Annotated in this window: 1 protein-coding gene; it reads left to right on the top strand. The window is 63.0% G+C overall.

The features are described from left to right. The gene (gene tuf / locus AC0L26_RS31915) at window positions 1-1,176 is read left to right on the top strand and encodes an elongation factor Tu (protein ID WP_352930425.1); all 1,176 of its coding nucleotides are present in this window, start codon (window positions 1-3) and stop codon (window positions 1,174-1,176) included. Window position 1,177 lies beyond the last annotated feature (1 nt).

Below are 1,177 nucleotides of genomic sequence, written 5' to 3'. Positions count from 1 at the left end.
ATGGCAAAAGGTAAATTCGAGCGTACAAAGCCTCATGTGAACATTGGCACGATTGGGCACGTCGATCATGGCAAGACGTCGCTGACGGCGGCGATCACCAAGTATTTTGGCGAATACAAGCGCTATGACCAGATCGATGCGGCGCCGGAGGAGAAGGCGCGCGGCATCACGATCTCGACGGCGCATGTCGAATACGAGACGGCCAACCGCCACTATGCCCATGTCGACTGCCCCGGCCACGCCGACTATGTGAAGAACATGATCACCGGTGCCGCGCAGATGGACGGCGCGATCCTGGTTGTGTCGGCCGCCGACGGCCCGATGCCGCAGACCCGCGAGCACATCCTGCTTGCCCGTCAGGTCGGCGTGCCGTCGATCGTGGTGTTTTTGAACAAGGTCGACCAGGTCGACGACGCCGAGCTGCTCGAACTGGTCGAGCTCGAGGTGCGCGAGCTGTTGACCAAGAACGAGTTCCCCGGCGACGACATTCCGATCGTCAAGGGTTCGGCGCTTGCGGCCTTGGAAGATTCCGACAAGAAGATCGGCGAGGACGCGATCCGCGAATTGATGGCAGCGGTCGACGACTACATCCCGACGCCGGTTCGTCCGCTGGACAAGCCGTTCCTGATGCCGATCGAGGACGTGTTCTCGATCTCCGGCCGCGGCACGGTGGTGACCGGCCGCGTCGAGCGCGGCGTGGTCAAGGTCGGCGAGGAGCTTGAGATCATCGGCATCCGTCCGACGACCAAGACGACCTGCACGGGCGTCGAGATGTTCCGCAAGCTGCTCGACCAGGGCCAGGCCGGCGACAACATCGGCGCGCTGCTGCGTGGTGTCGACCGCGAAGGCGTCGAGCGCGGCCAGGTTCTGGCCAAGCCCGGCACGGTCAAGCCGCACAAGAAGTTCGTGGCCGAAGCCTACATCCTGACCAAGGACGAAGGTGGCCGCCACACGCCGTTCTTCACCAACTACCGTCCGCAGTTCTACTTCCGCACGACCGACGTGACCGGCATCGTGTCGCTGCCGGAAGGCACCGAGATGGTGATGCCTGGCGACAACATCACGGTCGATGTCGAGCTGATCGTGCCGATCGCCATGGAAGAGAAGCTGCGCTTCGCCATCCGTGAAGGCGGCCGCACCGTCGGTGCCGGCATCGTCGTCACCATCAAAGAGTAAT

Source organism: Mesorhizobium sp. WSM4823, assembly GCF_055811195.1.
The sequence above is the reverse complement of the archived record's forward strand: the minus strand, read 5'-3'. Positions and strand labels throughout refer to the sequence as shown.

What these genes read in the sequence shown, in the direction of transcription:
- tuf (WP_352930425.1), top strand. Translation starts at nt 1, where the DNA reads ATGGCAAAAGGTAAATTCGAGCGTACAAAGCCTCATGTGAACATTGGC.